This window comes from Fundidesulfovibrio magnetotacticus (assembly GCF_013019105.1).
Lineage (GTDB): Bacteria > Desulfobacterota > Desulfovibrionia > Desulfovibrionales > Desulfovibrionaceae > Fundidesulfovibrio > Fundidesulfovibrio magnetotacticus.
In genome coordinates this window covers 154,398-173,850 of the sequence record NZ_BLTE01000007.1, presented here as the reverse complement: position 1 = coordinate 173,850, position 19,453 = coordinate 154,398, and the positions used below count along the sequence as shown (strand labels likewise).

General features: G+C 69.2%; 19 protein-coding genes. 5 read left to right on the top strand and 14 right to left on the bottom strand.

The features are described 5' to 3' along the window. Positions 1-257: 257 nt before the first annotated feature. The 5 genes from mltG to NNJEOMEG_RS09330 all read right to left on the bottom strand — a co-directional run bounded on the left by mltG (position 258) and on the right by NNJEOMEG_RS09330 (position 6,708). A complete protein-coding gene (gene mltG / locus NNJEOMEG_RS09350; protein WP_173083680.1) occupies positions 258-1,271 on the bottom strand; it encodes an endolytic transglycosylase MltG in 1,014 nt (337 codons plus the stop codon). Continuing rightward, entirely contained in the window at positions 1,268-1,726 is a 459-nt protein-coding gene (gene ruvX / locus NNJEOMEG_RS09345; protein WP_173083678.1) for a Holliday junction resolvase RuvX, read from the bottom strand. The genes mltG and ruvX overlap by 4 nt, the downstream gene beginning before the upstream one ends. Positions 1,727-1,740: 14 nt before the next feature. Then, complete coding sequence (locus tag NNJEOMEG_RS09340) at positions 1,741-5,316, bottom strand: FAD-binding and (Fe-S)-binding domain-containing protein (RefSeq protein WP_173083676.1); 3,576 nt, start codon at positions 5,314-5,316, stop codon at positions 1,741-1,743. Between the two features lie 178 nt (positions 5,317-5,494). After that, on the bottom strand, positions 5,495-5,806 hold the full coding sequence (locus tag NNJEOMEG_RS09335; protein WP_173083674.1) for a putative quinol monooxygenase: 312 nt from the start codon (positions 5,804-5,806) through the stop codon (positions 5,495-5,497). Continuing rightward, on the bottom strand, positions 5,803-6,708 hold the full coding sequence (locus tag NNJEOMEG_RS09330; RefSeq protein WP_173083672.1) for a helix-turn-helix domain-containing protein: 906 nt from the start codon (positions 6,706-6,708) through the stop codon (positions 5,803-5,805). The genes NNJEOMEG_RS09335 and NNJEOMEG_RS09330 overlap by 4 nt, the downstream gene beginning before the upstream one ends. Before the next feature lie 319 nt (positions 6,709-7,027). On the opposite strand from NNJEOMEG_RS09330, the gene NNJEOMEG_RS09325 reads away from it, so the two are divergent. After that, positions 7,028-8,860 (top strand): glycosyltransferase family 39 protein, encoded by a 1,833-nt coding sequence (locus NNJEOMEG_RS09325; RefSeq protein WP_173083670.1) that lies wholly within the window; start codon positions 7,028-7,030, stop codon positions 8,858-8,860. Positions 8,861-8,972: 112 nt separating this feature from the next. Further along, entirely contained in the window at positions 8,973-9,155 is a 183-nt protein-coding gene (locus NNJEOMEG_RS09320; protein ID WP_173083668.1) for a hypothetical protein, read from the top strand. Between the two features lie 337 nt (positions 9,156-9,492). Here NNJEOMEG_RS09320 and NNJEOMEG_RS09315 read toward each other — a convergent pair whose 3' ends face one another. The 4 genes from NNJEOMEG_RS09315 to NNJEOMEG_RS09300 form a co-directional block, all read right to left on the bottom strand. Beyond that, positions 9,493-10,122: a tetratricopeptide repeat protein gene (locus NNJEOMEG_RS09315; RefSeq protein ID WP_173083666.1), complete on the bottom strand. Its 630-nt coding sequence runs from the start codon at positions 10,120-10,122 to the stop codon at positions 9,493-9,495. 5 nt (positions 10,123-10,127) lie between these two features. Further along, entirely contained in the window at positions 10,128-10,511 is a 384-nt protein-coding gene (locus tag NNJEOMEG_RS09310; RefSeq protein WP_173083664.1) for a hypothetical protein, read from the bottom strand. Positions 10,512-10,513: 2 nt separating this feature from the next. Continuing rightward, a complete protein-coding gene (locus NNJEOMEG_RS09305) occupies positions 10,514-11,185 on the bottom strand; it encodes a YkgJ family cysteine cluster protein (RefSeq protein WP_235956909.1) in 672 nt (223 codons plus the stop codon). 132 nt (positions 11,186-11,317) lie between these two features. Then, positions 11,318-11,506 (bottom strand): ferredoxin, encoded by a 189-nt coding sequence (locus NNJEOMEG_RS09300; protein WP_173083662.1) that lies wholly within the window; start codon positions 11,504-11,506, stop codon positions 11,318-11,320. A 314-nt stretch (positions 11,507-11,820) separates the two neighbouring features. Between NNJEOMEG_RS09300 and NNJEOMEG_RS09295 the strand changes: the two genes are divergently transcribed. Together NNJEOMEG_RS09295 and NNJEOMEG_RS09290 are read left to right on the top strand one after the other, a co-directional pair. Beyond that, positions 11,821-12,771 (top strand): glycosyltransferase, encoded by a 951-nt coding sequence (locus tag NNJEOMEG_RS09295; protein WP_173083660.1) that lies wholly within the window; start codon positions 11,821-11,823, stop codon positions 12,769-12,771. Positions 12,772-12,982: 211 nt separating this feature from the next. Next, positions 12,983-13,180, top strand: coding sequence for a hypothetical protein (locus tag NNJEOMEG_RS09290; RefSeq protein ID WP_173083658.1), 198 nt, complete (start codon positions 12,983-12,985; stop codon positions 13,178-13,180). Positions 13,181-13,378: 198 nt separating this feature from the next. On the opposite strand, the gene NNJEOMEG_RS09285 is transcribed toward NNJEOMEG_RS09290, so the two are convergent. Next, on the bottom strand, positions 13,379-14,320 hold the full coding sequence (locus NNJEOMEG_RS09285) for a lytic murein transglycosylase (protein WP_173083657.1): 942 nt from the start codon (positions 14,318-14,320) through the stop codon (positions 13,379-13,381). A gap of 101 nt (positions 14,321-14,421) precedes the next feature. On the opposite strand from NNJEOMEG_RS09285, the gene NNJEOMEG_RS09280 reads away from it, so the two are divergent. Further along, positions 14,422-14,931 carry a C40 family peptidase gene (locus tag NNJEOMEG_RS09280; RefSeq protein ID WP_235956908.1) on the top strand — a complete coding sequence of 170 codons (510 nt, stop codon included), beginning with the start codon at positions 14,422-14,424 and terminating at the stop codon, positions 14,929-14,931. A gap of 50 nt (positions 14,932-14,981) precedes the next feature. On the opposite strand, the gene NNJEOMEG_RS09275 is transcribed toward NNJEOMEG_RS09280, so the two are convergent. The 4 genes from NNJEOMEG_RS09275 to NNJEOMEG_RS09260 all read right to left on the bottom strand — a co-directional run bounded on the left by NNJEOMEG_RS09275 (position 14,982) and on the right by NNJEOMEG_RS09260 (position 19,427). Then, positions 14,982-15,971: an SPOR domain-containing protein gene (locus NNJEOMEG_RS09275; protein WP_173083655.1), complete on the bottom strand. Its 990-nt coding sequence runs from the start codon at positions 15,969-15,971 to the stop codon at positions 14,982-14,984. After that, complete coding sequence (locus NNJEOMEG_RS09270) at positions 15,964-17,298, bottom strand: MFS transporter (protein WP_235956915.1); 1,335 nt, start codon at positions 17,296-17,298, stop codon at positions 15,964-15,966. Before NNJEOMEG_RS09270 ends, NNJEOMEG_RS09275 begins: the two co-directional genes overlap by 8 nt. 47 nt (positions 17,299-17,345) lie before the next feature. Beyond that, entirely contained in the window at positions 17,346-18,065 is a 720-nt protein-coding gene (locus NNJEOMEG_RS09265; protein WP_173083651.1) for a LexA family transcriptional regulator, read from the bottom strand. 267 nt (positions 18,066-18,332) lie between these two features. Beyond that, positions 18,333-19,427: an agmatine deiminase family protein gene (locus NNJEOMEG_RS09260; protein WP_173083649.1), complete on the bottom strand. Its 1,095-nt coding sequence runs from the start codon at positions 19,425-19,427 to the stop codon at positions 18,333-18,335. Positions 19,428-19,453 lie beyond the last annotated feature (26 nt).

The window sequence follows — 19,453 nt, the reverse complement described above, 5'->3', positions numbered from 1 at the left end:
CCAGTGGGAAGAAGCAGACGCCCGCAAGGGATCACACGCTTGGCCGTGTATCCCGCCGTAAATATTCCATGAGCCGTCAGTCTCAGGTGAGCCGTGCTATGCGACGGACATGCGCTCGCGAGCATGGCCCTGCCGAACGCGTGAGGCGCATGGCCGCATCCCCTGCACAGGAGGCGTCACGCAGCTTCTCCACTAAGGCGGGCCTGGGCCGGAACCCGTGCCGGGGGAGGGCGGAGCGGCGGTCCGGCCGCTGCGCCCTACTTGCCTTTTCTCAGCTGGTACCTGGCCACGGCGGCGTTGTGCTCGTCCAGGGTCTTCGAGAACTGGTGGGAGCCGTCGTTCTTGGCCACGAAGTAGAGGAAGTCCGTGGTTTCGGGGCTGGCGGCGGCCTTGAGGGCCTCCAGGCCCGGGTTGCAGATGGGGCCCGGCGGCAGCCCCGGGTGCTGGTAGGTGTTGTAGGGATTCCTGGGGTCGTCCAGGTGGACGCGCTTCAGATTGCCGTCGAACTTCTCGCCCAGGCCGTAGATGATGGTGGGGTCGGTCTGGAGGAGCATCTTCCTGTTCAGGCGGTTGGTGAAGACACCGGCGATGCGGGCGCGCTCGCTGCCCTGGCCGGTCTCCTTTTCCACGATGGAGGCCAGGATCACGGCCTCGTGCAGGGCCTTGCCCTGGGGCGGGTCCTGGGGCCAGACTTTGGCCGCGGCCTTGCGGAACTGGGCGAGCATGGCCTCCACCACCTGGCGGGCGTCGTTGCCGGGCTTGCGGGTGAAGCGATAGGTCTCGGGGAAGAGGTAGCCCTCGGCGGTGTCGGCGGGCACGCCGTAGCGGGCCAGGAGCTCCTTGTCGCGCGCGGCCTTGTCGAAGCTGGCCGCCGTGCCCAGGCCCGCCTGCTCGGCCAGCCGGGCGATCTGGACCATGGTGAGGCCCTCGGGCACGGAGAGCTTGTAGAGCACGGCCTGGCCGCTCGCCAGGAGGTCCAGCACCTTCTGGGGCGTGAGTCCCGTGGAGAGCAGGTATTCCCCGGCCTTGAGCTTGGAATCCTGCCCGGTGTAGCGGGCCAGGAGCTTGAAGGCCAGCGGGTCCGTGACCACGCCCTGCTTGTAGAGCTGCCCGGCGATCTGTTCGAAGCCGGAGCCGGGTTCGATGGTCACGGTCAGCTCGCGCCCCGGGGTCTCCGGGGGCACGGTGAGGAACTGGTGCGCCCGCCAGGCCACGTAGCCCGAGGCGGCCAGGACCAGGAGGACGAAGGCGGCCAGGACGCGCCGGATCATGGGGTGCTCCCGAAGGTGGCCGCCACGGCGCGGGCGGAGGCGGGGGCGGCCAGATAGGTTTCGAGGATCAGCGCGGCGGCCTGCCTGTCCAGCAGTTCCTTGACGCGGCCGGGCTTCACCCCGGCCTGGCGCAGGCGCTCCAGGGCCTCCTCGCTGGAGAGGGTTTCGTCCATAAGCTTCACGGGCAGGGCGGTGCGCCGGGCCAGGCTGGCGGCGAAGTTGGCGGCGCGGCGCGCCGAGAGGCTGTAGCGCCCTTCGGCCGGTTCGGGATAGCCCACCACGATTTCCTCCGCGCATTGCTCCGCGATCACGCGGGCCAGGGCGGCGAAGAGGGCGTCGCGCCCGCCCTGGTCCGGCCCGGGCAGGGTGTCCAGGGCGAAGGCCATGGCGCCCCCGGGGTCGGAGACGGCCAGGCCCACGCGCTTGAGGCCGTAGTCGATGCAGAGGGTCTTCATGTCAGCAGGCCGGGCTAGCCCCTGGCCGCGCCTCCCGGGTAGGCCACCACGCGCTTGCGTCCCTCCTGGCGGGCCTTGGCCAGGGCCTTGAGGAACCCCTTGCGCCATTTGGGGCCTTCCTGGGCCTGGACCAGGTATTCCAGCACGTGGAGCACGTGCTGCTTGCGGCCCATGCGCAACAGGCAGCGCTTCACGCCGATCTTGCAGGAGGGGCAGCCCACCAGGATGGGCTGGGTCTCGCTCTTGGCGTCGCCCAGGTCCTTGTGAAGCTGCTCCTGCTTGCGCAGGCGGATGCGGTTGAAGAGGTCCGGGCTGGTGATGGCCCCCAGGCCCGATTCGCCGCAGCAGCCGGGGGAGAGGTCCACGCGCGAGCCGGTCAGTTCGCCCAGGGCCTGGCGGTAGAGCTCCGGGGCCTTGGCCAGGGGCACGCCCGCCCACTCGGCGTGGCAGGCCGCGTGGTAGACCAGGCGCACGTCCAGGGGCCGGGCGCGCTCGTCGCGAGCGGGCAGGCGCTCCATGAGGTACTGGGCCACGTCGTAGTGGGGGATGCGGCTGCCGGCGATCACCTCGGTCTCGTAGCCGTCCAGGGATTCGCGGCAGGTGCCGCAGGCCGTGAGCACGGCCTGGGGCTTCACGCCCTCGTTGGCGGCCTTGACGAAGATCTCGCCCAGGGTCTCGATGTTGCGGGCGCGGTTCTTGCGGTAGGCGTCCTGGAAGCCCGAGGAGAGCAGCGGGTAGCCGCAGCACATGTGGCGCTCGGGGATCACGACGCTCACGCCCGCGCGCAGCATGAGGTGGATGGCGGCCAGGCCGATCTGACGCCAGAAGAGGGCCGCGCCGCAGCCGGGGAAGTAGAACACGGCCTCGCCGCTGGGGCGCTCGGGGATGAAGATGCCGCCTTTGGAGAGGTCCAGGGCGTCGGCCAGGTTCTTGAAGCCCGTAACCGGACCGGAGCCGTGGAGCATGGGCGAGGCGAAGCGCGAGCGCCACGGCCCGGGCAGCAGGCCCACCACGCGGTTGCCCAGGGCCTGGCCCCAGGCGGCGGCCTTGGCGGCGGCCGGAGCGCGCTCCTCGGGCTTCTCGGCCACGAAGTGCAGCACCTTGGATTTCACGGGGTGTCCGCCCGCGCCTTTTTCTTCAATGAAGGCGCGCATATCCAGCATGGCCCCGGCGGTCTTGATCTTCACGGGGCAGGCGGCGGTGCACTTGCCGCAGGTGGTGCAGCGCTCCGTCATCTTGCGCAGGCTCTCCAGGAGCTTGGCCGAGGGCCTGCCGTGGTGCACCTGGGAATAGTAGATGGCCTCGATGATGGAGCCCAGGCTGATGTTCTTGTTGCGCGGATGGTAGATGAGGCCGCGCTCCGGCTGGTACATGGGGCACACCTGCTTGCACTTGCCGCAGCGGGTGCAGACCTGGATGTCCGTGAGCAGCTTGATGAGCTTGTCCTTGTCGGGCAGCGCGGTCTTGCGGATGTCCTTGATGAGCCGGTTGAAGGAGAAGGTGTAGGGGTCGCAGTCGAGCTGGCGGGTCACCAGCTTGCCCGGGTTGAAGATGTTCCCGGGGTCCACCTGCTCCTTGTAGGCCTTGAGGGCCGTGATCTTGTCCTCGGGCAGGAAGGCGATCTTGGTGATGCCGATGCCGTGCTCGCCCGAGACGGCGCCGCCCAGCTCCATGACCTTGGCGAACACCTTGTCTGCGGCCTCGTGGGCCTGGGCGAGCATTTCGGGGTCGTTGGAGTTCACGGGCAGGTTCACGTGGCAGTTGCCGTCGCCCGCGTGCATGTGGCTGGCCACCTCCACGCGCCTGGCCAGCATGTCGGCGTGGATGGCCTCGATCTCGCCGTAGAGCTTGGGGTAGCGGGTCTTCAGGTCGGTGAAGAAGTAGTAGGCCTGGACCTCCAGCTCCTGGTCGTTGAGCTCGGCGGTGGTGCGCACGCCGCGCAGGATCTCGGCCGCGAACTGCATCTCCATGGAGACGAAGCCGTCGGAGTCCGGGAAGCCGGGCAGGCGGGTGACCTCCTGGAGGGCCTTGCGGTAGGCCCGGGCCAGGCAGGTGAGGTTCAGCTGCTCCAGGAAGTCCGAGAATTCGGGGATCACCTCCATGGGGATCACCACGTCCTCGTTGATCTTGAAGCCCGAGGTGCGCTTGGCGATGGCCGAGAGCTTGTGGCGGTCCTCCCAGAAGAGTTCGGCCTCTTTGTCGTCGCGGGCCACGAAGGCGTCCACGCCGTCGTGGCGCTGGGCGATGGTGACCACTTCGGCCACTTCGCGGTCCAGGGCCTCCAGGTCGTTGCCGTCGAGCTGGAGCACGAGCACGCTGATGGGGTCGCCCTCGTAGAGCTTGGACTTCTTCTGGTATTCGATGGCCCGCACGTATTTGGCGTTGAACTCCTCCAGGGCGGAGATCTTCACCAGGTCGCCGTCCTGGCGGATGCGGTCGCGCATGGCCACCACGGCCTGGATGGCGAGCATGGCGTTGTGCATGGAGCGCCCGAAGAACTCCAGGACGATCACCTTGGAATATTTGAGCTTGTCGTGGCAGATGAAGCAGGCTTCGGTGATGACGCCGTCCACGCCTTCCTTCTGCATGCCGGGCAGGCCGCCCAGGTACTTGTTGGACACGTCCTTGCCCAGGCCCGGTCCCCTGATCTCGCCGCCGTCGAGCTCCACGGCGTCGATGCGCTTCCCGGCCTCGTTCAGGATGTGGAACACGGCCTTCTCGTGGGGCAGTATCTTGTGGCGCGGGTGGTTCTCGCGCACCACTTCGATGAGCTGGCCCGAGGGCATGACCATCTTGTAGGAGAGCAGGTTGTCCAGGGTGGTGCCGTACTCGAAGGCGTAGGGGCCGCCCGCGTTCTCGGAGATGTTGCCGCCGATGGAGCTTGCGGCCTTGGAGGCCGGGTCCACGGTGAAGAGCATGCCCTTCTCGGAGGCGGCGCGGATGGCCTGGAGGGTGATGACGCCCGCCTGCACGCAGAGGGTCATGGTTTCGGGGTCTGCCGAGAGGATGCGCTTGAGCCGCGTGAGCGAGAGCACCACGGTGCGCCGCCTGGCGGGCACCGCGCCGCCCGTGCAGCCCGAGGCCCCGCCGCGCGGGATGAGGCTGAAGCCCATCTCGCCCGCCAGGCGCACGATGCGCTGCACGTCTTCCGTGCGCTCGGGGGCGAGCACCATCAGGGGCAGTTCCATGCGCAGGTCGGTGGCGTCGGTGGAGCATTCCACGAGGTTGTGGGGGCCGTCGAGGATGGCCTTGTCGTCCAGGAACTCGGAGACCTTGGCCTTGAGCTCGGCGCGGAAGGCCGTGTCCTTGTCGAAGCCCTCCCAGAAGGCGCGCACGGCGCGGGTGAGCTGGCTGAAGTACTCCGGCGTGAGCATGGTGGCGGACTGCGCCAGGCGCTTCTCCACGGATTCGCGCGCGTCGGAGGCGTCGATGAAGGGGTTGTAGCGCACCAGGAACAGCTCGCTGGCCAGGGCCACGGCGGTTTCCTGCACGTCTTCGGGCCAGCCCTTGAGCTCGGCTTCGGAGATGCCCAGCAGGCGCGGCACGAGGCGCTCGGCCGGTATCGATATATGGGGATTCTTCTCTGGCATGGAAGGGTACCTGCGGCGAGTGATGGGAAAGCAAGGTTCCATAGTACCGGCGCGGCCGGTTGGCAAGGCGTTTCGATGAGGGGAACGCGGGCGGGGCGGGAGGAGCGCCGGGACCGGCCCGCCCGTGGGGGCGGCCGGTCCGGCGAGGGAGCGGGGCGGGGCGGCCCGGAGGGGGCCTTCAGCCCTCGAAGGGGCGGGCGAAGCCGGCCACGAGGTCGAAAAAGGCAACTTCGGGCGGCCCGGCCAGCAGATCCGCGAAGCGGGCCTTGGCCTTCTGGAAGAAGGGCTCGGCCATGTGGGAGTCCAGGGCCGCCTGGTCGGCGAAGCGTTCGTAGAAGACGAAGCGCGGGGGCTGCTGGCGCGTGCGGTGGAGCATGTATTCCAGGGCGCCGGGCTCCCGGGCGGTCTCCCCGACCAGCCCCCGGAGGAGCGCTTCCAGTTCGTGTTCCTTGTCCTGGGCGGGCGTGAAGGCGGCGGTCATGAAGATCATCTCGAACCTCCTTTCTGGTGGATGACGGATGACCCGAGCATGACGTTGTCCGGCCTGCTGGGATAGTAGAAATGCGACATGTCGAGTCCCCCGCGCAGATAGTCCCCCGGGGGCATTCCGGCGAACTCCCGGAAGTCCTTGATGAAGTGGGACTGGTCGAAGTAGCCCCCGGCCAGGGCGGCGTCCAGGTCCAGGCCCCGGAAGCCCAGCGCGGCGGGCCGGGCGAGGCGTTGGAAGCGCGAAAGCCTGATGTGCCGCTTGGGGCCGACGCCCAGGGTCTCCTTGACCAGCCGCTGGAGATGACGCGCGGTGATGCCCAGCCGGGCGAGCAGGTCGTCCAGGCGCACGTCCGCGCTGTGGTAGTACATGCGGCGCACGGCCCACTCCACGTCGCGGCGTCCGGGCCTTCCAGCGTGCAGGGCGTCCAGGAGCCAGGCCTCCATCAGTCCGGCGCGTTCGGCGAAGGAGCGGGCCTCGGCCACGCGTTCGGCCAGGGTTTCCACGCCGGGGCCCAGCGCCTCGCGGGCGTCGGCCAGGGAGTCCGTGAGGAGAGCGGGCGGCAGGCGATGGAACCGCGCGAGCCCTCCGGCCCGGAAGCGCACGCAGACGAACCCCACGCTCCCCGCGAGGTCGATGCGGGCGGGCACGGAGCGCAGGGACATGATGTGGCAGCGCGGCACGGGGGCGGGTGGTTCGCCGCCCAGCCCGACCCGGAAGGGCGCGCCCAGGTGGAGGAACAGCTCGTCGCCGCTCCCCGGGAGCACCAGGGCGGGGGGCCAGGGGCCGTCCGCGCCCAGCTCCCAGGACCAGATCCTGTCCACGCAGGCGAAGAGCGCCCCGCCCGGAAAGGCGTGGCGCGCCGCGGGCCGGGCCGGGGCGGAGTGGGGCGTTCCTGGGGGCATGGCGTGGGCTATCCCGGTCCGATGGGGGAATGTCAAGGACCGCCTTCCCGTAGCGCCCGGAACAGGGCGCGAGCTTCCAGCCCGCGTGGATGGCGCGTTGGCTCCGACCCGGGCCTGCCCGTCACGGCGACCAGGCCCGGGTCGGTTTTCGGGTGGACTTTTTCCGGCATCTTTGCTGTCTTGCTCCCCTACGCCATCACCGGAAGGGACAATGCACGGGAAGCTCTCTCGGTTTGACGCGGTTTATCTGTTGATCCTGGTCGCAGGGGGGGGCCTCAGGTTCGCCGGGCTGGGCACTCAGTCCCAGTGGGTGGATGAGATGCTCTCGACCCTCAACGCCTCCCTGTCTCCGGGCTACATCCTGGACCTCTGCTGGAACATCGAGGTCCACCCGCCAGGCTACTACCTCTTCAAGCATTTCCAGCTGCAGCTGGGCGCGAGCGACGTCTGGCTGCGCCTGCCCTCGGCCCTGGCGGGCCTCCTCTGCCTGCCCCTGGCCTACCGCCTCGGCATGACCCTGGCAGAGGACAGACGCATGGGGCATCTGGCCATGGCCATGCTGGCCTTCAACCCCCTGCATGTCTGGGTCTCCCGGCAGACCAGGCCCTACGGGCTCATAGCCCTGGCGGCCATGGCCCTGACCCTGCACCTGGCGCGCTGGGCCAGGGGGCAGTCCCCGGTGTTCCGGGCCTCGGCCGTGGCCTGGAACGGGTTGTTCGCCTCGATGCACTTCACGGGCATCCTGTTCCTTGGGGCGCAGCTGGCCGCCCTGGCCCTGATGAGCCTGAACAGGCTCGCGCGCGCGGACTGGCGGGGCCTTGCGCGCTATGCGTTCTGGAGCCTCGCCTGCATCGCCCCGTCAGCCGTTTATTTCCTGCACGCCCGCTTCGTCCGGGCGGATCGCTGGATTTCCAACAAGCCGAGCGTCGCGGATTCCGCAGCCAAGGTCTATCCCGTGCTCAAGGATTATCTGTTCCTGGGCTACCAGGGCGTGGACGCCCTTTGGATGGCGCAGGGCGGCCTGGTCCTGGCGGGGGCTTTGCTGGCCCTGCGCGGCGGGCGGCGCGCCGCGATCATGTCGGCCTGCCTGGCGGGCGGGGTGTTCGCCCTGCTCATTCTGGGCGGCTACGCGGCGCACCTCACCTGTACGCACCTCTCCTTCTTGCTCCCTGCATCCACGGTCCTGGCGGCCTACGCCGCGCACCGCTTCCTGGAGCGCGCTGGCGCGGCCCGCGTGACCGCGGCCGTCCCGGTCGCGCTCTTGACGGCCTTCCTGGTCATGGATGCCCGCATCTTCTACTCCCCGGAGCGCAGCCCCGCCGACCTCTACGGCCCGGCCGACCGCTACCGGGCCATGGCCGGTTTCCTGGCGGGTCTCCAGGCTCCGGGCGTGGTTCCCGCCTTCGACGACCAGACCGACGCCTCGGCGGTCCTCTGGTACGGGGAGCGGCTCAACGGGGGCGGGCGCGTCCTCGGGGAACTCACGGAGCGCGATCCCGAAGCCCTGTTGTGTTATTTCGCCAAACCAACGAACTGGCGGGCAACAGACTGCTGCATTGTGCATAAGCAGTCCGGCCTGGACCTTCCTTTTTTGCACCAGGGCCGCGTGGGGAGCCTAGACCTCTACTTCCGCAAGTACCGGCGTGAGCCCGTGATCGTTTTGCGAGCGGGGGATGGCGCCGCATCAGTCACCGCCAACCCGGACAACGTGCTGGTGCGCGCCCTGGATTTCAGGGGTTTGAGCGTGATTCTGGAGGGAGCGGGCCTGGGGCCGAACGGCAAGACGTTCTATCTCTCTCCGTCCCAAGCCCTGATCCCCGGGGAGTGCGTGTTCCGCTTTGACAGCGAGGCGGCGGCCCCGGGTACGGCTCTGGCGGTGGAGGCGCGGGGCTCCCTGCTGCGGGAGGGCAATTCCATGGAGATGCTCTACCGGGTGGACTCCGGGGCGTGGCAGGTGCTGGGGAGCGCGCGGCATTTGGGCGAGCATCGTTTGGGCGGGCAAGTGCCCTTGCCCCTGGGGCGGCACGCGGTGGACGTGAAGGTGGTCCTGGTGTTCGGGGGGCGTTCGGCCTTCACCATGTACGAGCCCGCCACGCAGGCGCGATTCCACGGCGTGACGGCCTCGCTGGAGGTGGTCGGGGGCACGCCCTAGCCCGGATGCCTGTCAAGGGATGGACTTTTGTGCCGCTCTCTGGTCATTTTCCGCAGAGCACGACCCCAACCCGCAACGGCCCGCCCCGGCGGGCGGCGCAAGGAGCGCTTCCATGGCCCACGATGCCGACATTGCCCAGAAGCATCTGATCAAAGAAACCCGCGACAGCTACGAGTTCAACAAAATTTTCAACCGTCTCCAGGTGATGATGGACCAGATGCACGCTCTGGAGCAGTCCCTGAGCGAGATCAAGAAGGACGTGGAGTCCATCAAGGGCGCGATCGGAAGCAAGTAGCCCGACGGCGGGCCGCCCGGGGGAGTTCCGGGGCAGCCCGCGTCGCCCTTCCCGGGGAGGGTGCGGCGAGCCACCAGCAATGCGGCGATGGAGCGGGGCGGCCATGCCTCCCGGCAGTCGCGCGCGCCTCGCATCCGGGCCACGCCTCCGGGCGGTGGAGCGATCTCGTGCGCGGCAAAAGCTTTCCGCGCCTGCCATCCACGTGATCAAAGAAAAACTTCGCGGGATTCATCGGCGGCGCCGGTGAATCCCGCGAAGCATGGTGCGGGGTGTGGGAGCATCGCCCCGGCGGGCGCGGGGCAATGCCTAGCAGCGGCCCGGGGCGGAGCCCCGCAGGCTATCCGGCCAGCTTGGCCTCGATGTCCCTGACGAGGTTGGGGTGCACGTCGTAGTTGCACTCCTGGGCCTGGCGGATGCAGCTCATGGCCTGTTGGGCGTCGCCTTTCTCCAGGTAGGCCAGGGCCAGGTTGTTCCAGGCGGGGCCGAACTTGGGGTGGAGTTCCACGGCGCGCTTGCTCATCTCGATGGATTCGTCGGTCTGCCCGGCCATGTAGAGGGCGCTGCCCAGGGTGCCGAAGGCCTGCACGAACTGGGAGTCCAGCTTGACGGCCTTGCGCAGCGACTTGATGGCCTCGTCCACCTGGCCCATCTGGAGCAGGCAGAAGCCGATGTTGGCGTGGGGCACGGCGAAGCGGTGGCGGGCCTTCACGGCGGCCTGGTTGAAACGCAGGCAGCTATCGATGTCGCCGTCGTTCATGGCCAGGCCGCCCAGCTGGACGTAGCCTTCCGCCATGGCGGGGGAGCGTTCGATGGCTCGCAGGAAGCTGGTCTTGGCTTCCTCGAAGCGGCGCTTGTGCAGGTAGGCCACGCCCAGGTTGTAGTGGGAGGTGGCGCACTGGTCGTTCTTGGCCAGCTTGGTTTCGAGCTCTGCGATGTAGTCGTCGACGTTTTCGTGGGTCATGGCCATGGTGATCACCCAAGTCCTTTGGATTGCTTGAATTCCTCGATGCGCCCTTCCTCATCGAGGAGTTTGGCGTACCACTGGACGAAATCGAACATGCCTTTGAAGCGCAGCGATCCGTTGATGACGCCCACGCAGAGCTCCCACGCGCCCTGTGCGTAGTCGGTGGGGACAGGCGTGCCCACGGGGAGCGACTGCATGAACTCGCGCATGAGCTGCTGGGAGGTGCGCTTGGAGGTGTCGATGCGGATGTCGATGGGGTCGAAGGGCTTCTGGAAGGGGTCCCAGTTGTCGTAGCCCATCCTGTCGATGAACTTGCGCCGTTTGTCTGAGATGCGCTCGTAGATGGCCTTTTTCTGGGCCTCCTCCTCGGGGGTGAGGAACTTGGTGAACACGGCTAGTCCTCCTTCTTTGGGGCTCCCAGGCCGAAGAACTCGTCGTTGTAGTCGGTGAGCACGGCCATGGAGACGGGGACGAGCATGTCCTGGAGGTAGTCGAATCTGCCGCCCACGCGCTCCACGATTTCCCTGGAAAGCTCGAAGAGGCGCTCCTGGATGCGGGCGATGTTCACGGCGGGGTATTTGCCGCCGGGCTGGAAGCCGGACTTGCCGCACACGCGCAGCTTGCCGCCCACGTTGAGGGGCGCGCCGTAGAGGCGGCAGGTGACGGGGCGCACGTCGTAGAATTCGCAGCGCTCGTCCTGGGAGAGCAGGGCGCAGCGGATGCGCTCGGCGGCGAAGGACTCGACGATGCGCTCGTCGGGGACGCCCGCGCCGTGGGCCTTCCAGGCCTTGTGTTTGAGGCGGTAGTGCTCGCGGTCGGAGCGGTTGGCGGCCACGGTGATGCGGTAGCGCTCGTCACCCTTGGGGAAAAGTTCGTTGAAGCGCTTGTTGAGGTAGAGGGCCTCGACGAGGGTGACGTCGAAAGGGGCGTGGCAGCAGTCCGAACAGGACACTTCGCACCGCACCTGCTCGGGGCAGGCGGCCTTGACCTTCTGGAACACGGCGTCCACTTCGGCGCACAGAGCCTCGTAGCGCTCGAAGATGTCGGAAAAGTCGGCGTCGATCACGGGAACTCCTGGCCGCCGGGCGCGGCACGCTCGATTATGGTCACGATTTCCCGACCGGCAAGGGGGAAAGAACAGGCGGGAGCGGGCCTTTGTGGCCGCTCCCGCCTGTTGGAGACTCAATCGGGAAAGGGATTATTCTTCCTCGACGGTGATGGCGTCCTGGTCGCAGACTTCGACGCAGGATTCGCAGCCCAGGCACTCTTCCTCGTTGACCACGACGGACTTGCCGTCCTGCATTTCGTAGACTTCAACGGGGCAGACGTCCACGCATTCGCCGTCGCCGGTGCACTTTTCTTCGTCGACAGTGACCTTGTAGCCCATGCTCCTAACCTCCACTCTCTGGTTTGGTTTGTTTCGTGCTCGGAAAAGCCCGTTCCTGTTTGCAATGGACGGGCCCAAATGCCATGTAAAATCAAGAAGTTGGCCACCGAGGTCAAGCCGCGCGGGCCAGCTGTGAAAGCCTTAGCCTCGGACGTGATGGGCTGTCAAGCAGCCAGCCAGGGTCTGGAGCAAAAGGTTCTCCGGACCGCCGCGGTGAAAAAAAGTAGGAACGTGGGCTAAAGATCAGCCCTGTTGGTCCGATAAGAAATGCGGAGTCACCCTGAATAGAACCTGCGGCCAAGGAAGGCTGTGTCATGAGCAAGATCGTCCCCCTGCGGCCAGGCCGCGACCCCATACGCCCGGTGCTGATGCTGTTGACGTCGCACCGCCTCGACTGCCTCCTGCTCAGTATGCGCAGCCTGCAGCGCTTCACAAACCTCGGGCGGTTCAAGAAGATCTACATCGTGGCCAACGCCGTGGAGCCCGACCACGCGGCCATTCTCCACCGCTTCATGCACACCACCCCGGGCGTGGAGGTGATCCACTGCTCGCCGCGCGGGCTCGTGCCCGCCGTGAACGCCGTGCAGAACGAAATCCTCTCCAACCACCTGGACGACGTGGTGGTGAAGATGGATGAGGACGTGTTCGTGACGCCCCTCTGGCTGGAGCACCTGCTGGAGGCCTACCGGGCGCACCGCATGCGCGCCGACATCCCCATCGTGAGCGCCCTGGCCCCCGTGAGCCCTCCGGGACGCTTCGCCATGAACCGCTTCCTCAAGGCCGCCTACCCCGCCGAGCGCGCCATGTACGAGGGCGCGGTGGTGGAGGAGAACTGGGTGTACCACCGCTGGATGTGGGAGAAGGTGGTCCACGAGGACCTGGTGGGCGCGTGGCTCGCCAGCGGGCAGCCCCCCTACTTCTACCCGGACTTCGCCACCATCAACTGCGTTGTCTACGACCGCAGGCTCCTGGAGGCCGTGCTGCCGCTGCCCGTGCGCAAGGAAACCGACGCGCCCCTCTCCGACGAGGCGGCCATCAACCGGGTGCTGGCCGCCAACCACTGGCGCAACGCCGTGGTGAGCCGCGCCCTGGCGCACCACTACAGCTTCGCCAAGTGCGAGCAGTACCTGCGCTCCCACGTGCCCCTGGACTTCGTGTGGCAGCACCTCCAGGACCTGTGGCGCGCCGAGCAGGCCCGCCTGAAGGGCCTCACCCTTCGCCGCTACATCCCCGCCGGTCCCATGGCCGGAGCCTCCGCCAGCTGAACGTCCCCCTGGCCGACGCCCTGCGGGCGGCGGCCGGTGTCTTACCACGCCTCCGGGGTCGATGTCCCCCCCTCCGACGCCCGGTCCTGCCGGGCGGATTGTTTGCGGATGGCCGCCAGGGCGGGCGGCCCGGCGGCGGGGCGATTGTCTCGCGGGCGGGAAGCGTGCTAGGGGATGGGCAAGTCCCAAACCCGATCCGCACGGAGCCCCCATGACCAGCGACCGCCAGGAATGGACCTGTCCCAAGTGCAAGGCGTCCAACGATCCCGACTTCACCCATTGTCGCATGTGCGGCGAGCACAATCCAGCCGTGCCCAAGCCCGAGAAGAAGTGCGCCTCCTGCGGCTTCCTGGCGGGCAAGGAAACCTGCTGTCCCGTGTGCGGCAGCGACTACTTCCTCCAGCTCTAGATCCCGTTGCTCGCGGCCCGGCCCTTCCGGCCGGGCCGCCGGGCTCAGGGAGCACGCCCCGGGCGCATCGCTTGTCTTAGGAGGCGGGCGTCCGGCGTGGCCCCACGGCAAGGGGGCGGCTCTGGCGCGCCCGGGGGGGGACGGACGATTCCCGCCGGTCGCGCCCGCGCTTCGGGTCTGTCCGAAGGGCGTTGCCCGTCAGGGCGTGGGGCGGGCGGCCACGGGTGCGGCGGGGGGCTGGCGCAGCCTGTCGGCGATGGTCATCACGGCCAGCGAGTAGAGGTCGGAGTGGTTGTAGGCGTAGACCACGGTGCGCTGCTGGTCCCATGTGAGGCCCTGCTTCCAGCCGTGGCCCACCAGATAGTTGGCGATGCTGGGGATGGCGTCGGCGGGGTCGAAGAGGTCCACGCGGCCGTCGCCGTTGCCGTCCACGCCGAAGCGCAGGGCGTTGGTGGGCATGAACTGGCAGATGCCGATGGCCCCGTAGATGGAGCCGGGCACGGCGGACGGGCTCTGCCCCAGTGCGCGCGTGTAGAGGATGAGCGCCTTGAGCTCCTGGTAGGCCCACTGGGAGCGGTCCTTGGCGCTGGCGTCGGCGTAGGCGGCGCGCTCGGCGTTGCTCCCCACGGTCTTCAGGTAGGGGCGGATGGGCTCCAGCCCGTCGCTGGCCGCCATGGAGGCCAGCACCTGGAAGGCCTGGTCCTTGCCCAGGAAGGAGCCCAGCTTGGTTTCCACCAGCAGCAGCGCCAGGATCACCTCCCGGGGCACGCCGTAGGCAGCCTCGGCGCGGGAGAAAGCGTCCGCGTAGGTCCGGGAGTAGTCCCCGGCCCAGGCCAGGGTCCAGGGTTTGAGGTAGGCGGCGTAGTTGCTCTGCATGAGGGCCTTGCGGCCCGGAGGTGGCGCGGGGTCGAACTGCTTGCGCACCATGCGGTCCACTTTGTGGGCCATGATGGAGGGGTCGAAGGACATGCCCGGTGCGTCGAAGAGGGGGGCCAGTTCCGCGCGGGGCAGCCCGTCGGAGGCCAGGCGGTCCAGCAGGCGGTTCCAGGCCGGGTCCGCCGCGCGGGCCAGGGAGGGCAGGGCCAGGAGCGTCAGCAGGGCCAGGAGGGCCGGAAGGCGGAGCTTTGTGGAACATCGCATCCGCTGATTATTACCCAGCCCGCCTCCGCTGTCCACCATTACGCGACGCCGCGCCCGGGCCGGTTCACGCATTGACCCGGCGGCCGGGCGGAACTATCTCCATGCGCATGATCCGCGCGTCCGCGAGAGCCTTCGGCCCGGGGCTGACCCGCCGCCTGTGCGCGGCCTTCCTGGCGTTGTCCCTGCTCGCCGGTTGCGGGACAACCCTCCCCGTGACGCCCGAGCCTTTGCCGCCGCCCAAGGCCAGCGTGGTCGAAACGGCGCGCGGGCAACTGGGCGCGCCCTACCGCGCGGGAGGCGACTCCCCCCGCTCCGGCTTCGACTGCTCGGGCCTGGTGCAGTGGTGTTACGCCGTGCAGGGCCACAAACTGCCCCGGCGCACCGAGGACATGCTCAAGGTGGGCCGCCCCGTGGACAAGGCCGACCTCAAGCCCGGGGATCTGGTCTTCTTCAACGTCACCCGCAAACGCTGGGGACTGCACGTGGGCATCTACACCGGGCGCGGGCGCTTCATCCACAGCCCCACGCCGGGCGCGCACGTGCGCGAGGAGAGCCTCGCCGAACGCTACTGGGTGCGCACCTACATCGGCGCGCGTCGCGTTCAGCAATAACCGGCCGCCGCGCGGCCGTTTCCGGCGGGCGCTCGCGGGCCGGTGTTGCCTCAACGGCAGTCCAGCCCTCTTTCCAGGTCTCCCGCGCGCATGGGGCGCACGAGGGCGTCGCCGGTGAGGCGCGCCAGGGCCTCGCGTTCGGAGGCCGCCTCCTGGGCGCTTTCGCGCCATCCGGCTACCACCACCCAGAGCGTGCGGCCCCGGGAGGGCTCGGGCCGCACGCAGGCCTTGCGCCCGGATTCGCGCAGGAAGGAGGCCACCCAGAGGGCGCGGGCCTGCTCGGAGTAGCTGCCTGCGATGAGGGCATGGACCTGGCGGGAGGGGTCGCCCCCCATGGGCCGCTGCGCGGCGGGCGATTTGGGGGGGGAGGGCTGCCGCTGCGCGTCTTTGCCGGATTCAGGCCGTTGCGCGTCCTTGCCGGACTCTGTCCGCGGCAAGGCCTTCCCGTTCTCAGGCCGTTGCGCGGCGGGGGCCGCATCCGGCTTCTCCTGGCCGGGTTTCCCAGGCCTGGGCGCCGTGGCGGCTTTGGTCGCGCCGTCGCGTTCCTGACCGGATTTCGCGGGGCGTTTCCCCTCGGTCTTGGGGTCCGGCGCGGCCTGGGGCGGCGGCGCGGGCGCGGCCGTCACCTCGAATTCGGCCCGGGCCAGCTCCCGCCCCTCGCTGGAGACGCTGAGCCGCCAGCGCCCCGGCACGATCTCCCAGGGAAAGGCGAACTCCCAGGCGGCCTGGCCCGGCGCGCCGGGCACGGCCGGGATGATCCAGCGCGCGGGGGGGGCTTCGCCCGGGCGCGCGAGCTCGGCGTCCAGGAGCAGCGGGTCGCTCCCCGCAGGGGCGACGAACCCGAGGGTGAGCCGCGTGCCGGGCGCGGCGACCACGGGTTTGGGGGGGGAGTCCGGCGCGACCGTCTCCGGCGGGGAAGCTTGCGGTCCGGCGGGCCGGGGCGCGTCGGCGGCCAGCGCCGACTGGCACGGCGGGAAGGGGGCGGCCGGGAGGTGGATGGCCAGGGCCAGGGCCGCCAGCAGGAACGCCAGGCTACGCACGGGTGTCCGCCTCCGGGAGCCGCGCCAGCAGGACCAGCCCCACGGCGAAAAAGAGCGTGAGCGAGACGATGGCGGGCCGCGCCGACCCCGTGGCCTGGGCGATGGCCGCGAAGACCAGCGGCCCGAGCACCGCCGAAAGCTTTGAGAGCACCGAGAAGAATCCGTAATACACCGTGGGCTCCTCCCCGGGTGGCACCAGGCGGCTGAACACCGAGCGGGAAAGGGCCTGGGAGCCGCCCAGGGCCACACCCACGCCCAGGCCCAGGGCGAAATACTCCCCGGCCGTGGTCACGCCCCGGGCCAGGACGGCCACCGCCGACCAAGCCGCCAGGGCGGCCATGAGAGACTTCCGGGCTCCGATTCGTCCGGCCAGCCGGGCGAATCCCACGGCCCCCGCCAGGGCCACGCCCTGGATGGCCAGCAGCGTGACCAGGAGCGTGCCCTGGGGGAGCCCGATCTCCGCACGGCCGTAGATGGCCGCCATGGCGATCACGGTCTGCACGCCGTCATTGTAGAATAGATAGGCCAGCAGGAAACGCCCCAGGCCCGGAGTGCGCCGTGCGGCCGACGCGGCGCGCCAGGCCTCGCGGAAGCCCCCGGCGGCCAGCGCCGGAAGGCTCAGGCCCCGGCCGATACGGGCCTCGCCGGATGTCCGCGCCCCCTTCAGCCCGGATGCCGAAGCGTCTGCCGCTCCGTTCGCGTCGGCCCCGGGCAGCCCGGCCACGGCCGCGAGGCCCAGCGCCAGCCACCACGCCCCGCACAGGGCCATGCCCCACTGCACGGCGCGGGCCTCGTCCAGCCCCAGCGTTTCCCGCCCGGACACCAGGGCCAGGGCAAGCGCCAGCCCCAGGCCGCCGCCCGCGTAGCCGCAGGCGTAGCCCAGGCCCGAAACGCGGTCGCGCTCGCGCCCGGCGGACAGCTGGGGCAGGTAGGCGTCATAGAAGGCGTTGCCGGTGTTGTAGGCGGCCTGGGCCAGCACGAAGAGGCCCAGGGCGGGAAGCACGTCGCCCGGCCCCTGGGCGCTCACGGCCAGGGCAGCCGCGCCGCCCGCGGCGCACGCGGCCGCGAGAAAGACGCGGCGCAGCCCGGCGAGCCCGGCGGCGGCCCCGGCCACGGGGGCCAGCACGAACACCGTGAGGGCGCACAGGCTGGAGGCGTAGCCCCACAGGCTCACCGCGCCCACGCGGTGGCCCAGCACCTGCAGCCCCTCCGGGGCGATCACGGCGGCGAAATAAGCGGGCAGAAGCGCCGTGGCCACGCAGGTGGCGTAGGCGGAGGCGGCGAAATCGTAGAGGGCCCAGGCGGCCAGGGGCCGGGAGCGCGGCATGGGCAAGACCTATCCGCTTCGCGTCCCGAGGGCAAATGAAGGGATGATTACAAGACTTCCCGCCCCATCCAGATCACGCGGCCCAGCAGGCGCACGTTGGAGCCCTCGTGGAGGGTCACTTCCAGGGGCGGGTAGAACTGGCGGTTGTCGCTCACGAGCACGAGCTTGCCGGGCTTCTTGTCCAGGCGCTTGACCACGATCTCCTCGTCGATGCCCACGGCGTAGATCTTGCCCGTGTAGACCTCGGTCTGGGAAAGGTCGATGAGCACCACGTCCTCGTCGCGCAGGGTGGGCTCCATGGAGTCGCCCGAGACGCGCATGAGCCGCATCTGGCTGATCTGGCCCTTGCGCTTGAGCCAGGCGTGGCGGAAGGCGTAGTAGGAGTCGATGGCCTCCTCCACCACGAGGCTGCCGCCCCCGGCCGAGAGACGGGCGCGCACCTTGGGCACGTAGGAGAACTCCTCGGGATGCGCCCCCGGAGTCCCCGAGCCCAGCGCGGCAGGAGCGTCGCTGTTGCCGGCCACGTACATGGGGCCCATGCCCGACTCCAGCCACTGGGGGTTGAGCCCGTACTTGCGGCACAAGAAGAGGTACCAGTCCGCCGGGATGTGGGAGCGCTTCTTGGCGTCGGTGACGGCCTGGCGGCCGATTCCCAGCGCCCGGGCCAGCTCGGACTGCGAACGGATGCCCGTGGAGGCCATGATGCGCGACAGGACGGACTCGGCGGAAAAGCCTTTGACGATGGGCTGTGGAGTGGCTCGCTTCATGGTCGTGTCCCGCTGGCTGGATTTTCCGTTGCCATGCCCCAGGCGACGTCCCTTGTCAAGCGTTTCTGACCTGCGTTCCAGGACGTGTACAGAAGGGCAGGGCCGCCGGAAAGCCCGGTATCCCTGGGTTGGGGCGGACCGAACCGGGCGTTCGGCCTCCGGAGCAGGCGCGGGCTGCCGCTCCGGAGGGTCAAGATGGTTTGTTCTGCTTTACTTGTATGCGTCGCAGGCCACTTCGGGGATGATGTACGATAATAACTGGTCTTGCTATGACGTGTGTACGATATCCAGGGCCTTCCCGGCGGAGGGCTGTTCGTGCGTCAGGCAGTGCAGGGTTCCGAAACCCCAGACAAGATCGACCGCGTGGACGCCCGTGACGATGCGGTCGGGGAAGCATTCGGCCAGGATGCCCAGGGCGATGCGGTCCCGGGGGTCGTTGAAGGTGGGCACGAGCACCGTGCCGTTGGCGATGTAGAAGTTGGCGTAGCTGGCGGGCAGGCGCACGCCGTCGAAGAACAGGGGCTCGGGCATGGGCAGGTCGATCACCTGGAGCTTCCCTCCGCCGTGCAGGCGCACGCCCTCCAGACGCTCGCGGTTCTCCTCCAGGACGCGGTAGTTCTCGTCGGAGGGGTCCTTCTCGCGGCAGAGCACCACGGCGTCGGGGGCCACGAAGCGGCAGAGGTCGTCCACGTGGCCGTGGGTGTCGTCCCCGGCGATGCCCTTGCCCAGCCAGATCACCTGCTCGACGCCCAAAAATTCCCGGAAGGCGTCCTCGTAATCCCGGGCGGTGAGGCCGGGGTTGCGCACCTGGGTGATGGGGTCGAGGAAGCATTCCTCGGTGGTCAAGAGCGTCCCCCGTCCGTTGCCGTCGATGCCGCCGCCCTCCAGCACCAGGGGGCGGCCCTGGGCCGCGGCCCGCACCATGGGCATCTTGAGCGCGCGGGCCACGTGCTCGGGCGCTTCCGCGTCCAGGAGGTGGTCCGGGTACTTGGCCCAGCCGGTGAAGCCGAAGCGCACGGCCCGCACCCGGGGCGAGGCGCGGCGCAGGGTGAAGGCCGGGAGCATGTCCCGGCACCAGCCCCGGTCGGTGGGCACGTGGTGGAAGCGCACGCGTTCGAGGTCGGCCCCGGCCTTGCCCAGCACGCGCCGGGCCTTGTCCTCCCAGGCGGCGTCGTCCACCAGGAGGCGCACGGTCTCGAACTGGGCGATCCTGCGCACGATCTCCCCGAACACCCAGGGGATGGGATGGAACTTGCCCGGCCAGTCGCGCGGGTTCTTGGGCCAGGCCAGCCAGGTGGCGGCGTGGGGCTCCCACTCGGCGGGCAGGCGTGGGGCGTCGGTCTCGGGTGCGGGCGTGGTCATGGAAGAAGCCTCCGGCGGGCAAAGGG

Bases quoted from the DNA above. Each gene is read 5' to 3' on its own strand.
- ruvX (WP_173083678.1), bottom strand. From the start codon at position 1,726: ATGAAGACCCTCTGCATCGACTACGGCCTCAAGCGCGTGGGCCTGGCC.
- NNJEOMEG_RS09290 (WP_173083658.1), top strand. From the start codon at position 12,983: ATGACCAGCGACCGCCAGGAATGGACCTGTCCCAAGTGCAAGGCGTCC.
- NNJEOMEG_RS09325 (WP_173083670.1), top strand. From the start codon at position 7,028: ATGCTCTCGACCCTCAACGCCTCCCTGTCTCCGGGCTACATCCTGGAC.
- NNJEOMEG_RS09260 (WP_173083649.1), bottom strand. From the start codon at position 19,427: ATGACCACGCCCGCACCCGAGACCGACGCCCCACGCCTGCCCGCCGAG.
- NNJEOMEG_RS09330 (WP_173083672.1), bottom strand. From the start codon at position 6,708: ATGCCCCCAGGAACGCCCCACTCCGCCCCGGCCCGGCCCGCGGCGCGC.
- NNJEOMEG_RS09270 (WP_235956915.1), bottom strand. From the start codon at position 17,298: ATGCCGCGCTCCCGGCCCCTGGCCGCCTGGGCCCTCTACGATTTCGCC.
- NNJEOMEG_RS09340 (WP_173083676.1), bottom strand. From the start codon at position 5,316: ATGCCAGAGAAGAATCCCCATATATCGATACCGGCCGAGCGCCTCGTG.
- NNJEOMEG_RS09285 (WP_173083657.1), bottom strand. From the start codon at position 14,320: ATGCGATGTTCCACAAAGCTCCGCCTTCCGGCCCTCCTGGCCCTGCTG.
- mltG (WP_173083680.1), bottom strand. From the start codon at position 1,271: ATGATCCGGCGCGTCCTGGCCGCCTTCGTCCTCCTGGTCCTGGCCGCC.
- NNJEOMEG_RS09280 (WP_235956908.1), top strand. From the start codon at position 14,422: ATGCGCATGATCCGCGCGTCCGCGAGAGCCTTCGGCCCGGGGCTGACC.
- NNJEOMEG_RS09335 (WP_173083674.1), bottom strand. From the start codon at position 5,806: ATGATCTTCATGACCGCCGCCTTCACGCCCGCCCAGGACAAGGAACAC.
- NNJEOMEG_RS09315 (WP_173083666.1), bottom strand. From the start codon at position 10,122: ATGGCCATGACCCACGAAAACGTCGACGACTACATCGCAGAGCTCGAA.
- NNJEOMEG_RS09265 (WP_173083651.1), bottom strand. From the start codon at position 18,065: ATGAAGCGAGCCACTCCACAGCCCATCGTCAAAGGCTTTTCCGCCGAG.
- NNJEOMEG_RS09300 (WP_173083662.1), bottom strand. From the start codon at position 11,506: ATGGGCTACAAGGTCACTGTCGACGAAGAAAAGTGCACCGGCGACGGC.
- NNJEOMEG_RS09320 (WP_173083668.1), top strand. From the start codon at position 8,973: ATGGCCCACGATGCCGACATTGCCCAGAAGCATCTGATCAAAGAAACC.
- NNJEOMEG_RS09295 (WP_173083660.1), top strand. From the start codon at position 11,821: ATGAGCAAGATCGTCCCCCTGCGGCCAGGCCGCGACCCCATACGCCCG.